This window comes from Caballeronia sp. (assembly GCF_028292365.1).
Taxonomy (GTDB): Bacteria; Pseudomonadota; Gammaproteobacteria; order Burkholderiales; family Burkholderiaceae; genus Caballeronia.
In genome coordinates, this window is record NZ_JAQGMM010000665.1 from 1 (window position 1) to 2690 (window position 2690).

A 2690-nucleotide genomic window follows, 5' to 3' on the forward strand; every position below is an offset into this window, starting at 1 on the left:
ACGCCGACGCTGCGCACCGACGCCTCGAGCTCGGCCTTGTCGATCTTGCCTCGCAGGTCGAAGAGCTTCGCGACAAAACCGCCGGCCGAACTGATCGCGACATAGCTCGTGACGAACGCGAGCGCCGCCGGATTACTCGCCACGATTGGCTCGATTACGCGGCGTGGAATAAACAGCAATTCGGTCTTGCCCGACGAACGCACCGACGACTCATGCCGATACTCGCGCAACATGGCAATGTCCGCGAACACTTCGCGTTCGCGGCGCACGCCCATGCTGATCTCCTTGCCGTTCTCCTCCGTGAAGATGCGCACCGAGCCGGCCTTGATGACGAATAGTCCGTCCGCCGCGTCACCCGCGTTGCAGACGGTCTCCCCGAACGCATGAAATCGCGTCTCCGCGTGCTCGGCCAGCTGGTCGATTTCCTGCGCAGTAAACGGCGACAGAATCTCCACGGTCGCCAGGAACGCGGCCAGGGAATCGAGTTTCTGCGGTACGTCCATATGCTCGCCTCCTGTCGTGCGCGACGCCCTAGCGTGCTTCGATAATGTGTTCCTGCGCCCGCGCCTGAAGCCATTGCTCGCGCAACAACCGGCGAATTTCCGACGCGACGTCCGCATCCAGCTCGGCCGGACGTTTCGCCATCACTGCAAAGATTTCGTAAGCGGTGCTGTCGGGCGTGGGGAACGGTCCGAGCAGGTCACCGGCCGCGGCATTGAACACCTTGGCTTCAATCTCGGGAGCGAGCGACCCGCGCAACACCTTGCCAAGCACGCCACCCTGCTCGCGGGTATCGGCAATCGAATGTTCTCGCGCCATCTCCGTGAAGCTGTCGGGATCGTCCTGCAAATAGGAGATCATTTCCTTCGCCTGACTCGGTGTTTCAAGCACGATATGACTGATCTCCACGCTGTCGAAGCGCGGTGAATTCAGCTTGAAAAAAGCCTCCACGTCGGCGTCGCCACCAATCTGTTCGAGCATCTTCTCCTGATAGAGCGTGTCTGTGATGAACGCCTCGAACTCGTCGAGGTTCACGCCGAGCGCGTCGAGATAACGGTTCATGTCGGCGGCGCGGTGCAGGCCGCGCACGCGCCTGAACTGATCGGCGCGCACCTGGATCTCATCGTCGGACACATCTACACGCTGCTTCTTCGCCGCGCGTACGGTGAGCTTGTCGCGCACGAGTTGCTCGACGAGCCCCTCGAATTGCCCGGTCAGTTTCAACACCCGGATGAACTCATCGGCATCGACGACTTCATCGTCTATTCGCACAATCGCCGTCATTTTTTATGCCCCTTTTTAAACATGAAAAGCAGTCGATGGGCGTCGCCACCGTCAGCCCGCCACTTGCCGGAACGGATCAAGACCAAGATCGATCAGCCGCCGCTCGCGTACCACGATCTCAGCCGTCGCCGTCATGCCGTAGCGCAGCGGGTAGCGCGTATCCGCCACCTGGTAATAGTCACGGGCGAGCGTGACGCGTCCTTCGTAGACCGGCTGTTTGGTCTCCGGCGACGGTTTCGTCGCGGGCGAGATGAATTCGAGCGTGCCGTCGACCACCCCGTAGCGCTGATACGGAAACGCGTTGAACTTGAGCTTGACCGCCTGCCCCTCACGCAGGAACGCGCGGTCATGTTCGGCTATCTCGATCTTCAGCACCGGCCGTGCGTCCTTGGGTGCAATGCCCCCTAGCGGGGTGTTGGCCTGGATCTTGTCGCCGGGCTGTGTCGACGTGACGTCCGTGATGACACCCGACACCGGCGCCAGGATCAGCAGGAAGTTATCCTTATCGATATTCTCGAAGCGGATGCGGTCCGCCGCTTCGGCGACAAGCCTCGCGGTTTGCAATTGCAGCCGCAGCTTGTCGCCCGCGCTCGCGATTTCCCGCATGGCCGACTCGTATTGCAGCTTCAGGCTGATCGATTCCTGGCCGCTGGTTTCAAGCTGCGCTTTGGCCTGGGAATATTCGTGGCTAAGGCGGAAATCGAGTTCCGTGAGTTTCGATTGAGCAATCCGTGTCGCGTTATCCGCTTCCATATAAGCGTTGCGTTTGCTTTCGACCTGGATCTCCGACACCCCGCCGCCGCCCGGCAACGCCAGCAGGCGCGCGTAGCGGTCCAGCTCCTGCTTGGCCGCGTCACGGGTGCGGCGGGCGCTATCCAGCTCGGTACGCGCCTCCGCGAGTTGCGCTTTCTGTCCCTCGGCCAGCTTGCTCGTCCCTTCGGCCACGCGTGTCTGATGCAAGTGCTCTTCTACTTCCATCTGGTCTTTCAGCGCCGCCGCCTTACGCTCCATCAGCAGCTTTTTTTCGGGGAATTCTTTCCAGTCACGCTCGGCGTCATCGAGTTTCAATTGCGCTTCCAGCGCGTTGGTGGCGGCCTGGATCGCGCCCCGTGCGTTGAGCCGTGCAACCACATCGTCTTTCGAAACCGGCTGCCCTTCCGCGATATAAACATCGGCCAGTTCGCCATCTATCGGCGCATAGAACCGGCGTACTTCTGACTCGGGCGAGAGCGTGCCCTGCGCCGTGACGATCACGTCAGCCCGGCCAACGAACGACCAAACGAGCCCGCTCACGACCAGCGCGACCATCGTATAGATGAGTGCTTGCGTCAACCGCGCCGGCTCCGCCACCAGAATGGAGATGCCCTCCACGCTGTGGTCGCCAAGCGATTCAGCAAAGGATTTAA

The 2690-nt window shown here is 61.2% G+C and carries 3 protein-coding genes; all 3 read right to left on the bottom strand.

The genetic code is table 11. The features are described from left to right. Positions 1–503, bottom strand: a 503-nt coding sequence (locus tag JWR14_RS38100; RefSeq protein WP_299719938.1) for a cyclic nucleotide-binding domain-containing protein, incomplete at its 3' end; no start/stop codon positions are given. Positions 504–531: 28 nt separating this feature from the next. Further along, positions 532–1284, bottom strand: a complete 753-nt coding sequence (locus tag JWR14_RS38105; RefSeq protein WP_299719941.1) for a peptidylprolyl isomerase — start codon at positions 1282–1284, stop codon at positions 532–534. A 51-nt stretch (positions 1285–1335) separates the two neighbouring features. Continuing rightward, positions 1336–2690: HlyD family efflux transporter periplasmic adaptor subunit (locus JWR14_RS38110; RefSeq protein ID WP_299719944.1), on the bottom strand; the 1355-nt coding region annotated here is incomplete at its 5' end.

What these genes read in the sequence shown, in the direction of transcription:
- JWR14_RS38105 (WP_299719941.1), bottom strand. Translation starts at nt 1,284, where the DNA reads ATGACGGCGATTGTGCGAATAGACGATGAAGTCGTCGATGCCGATGAG.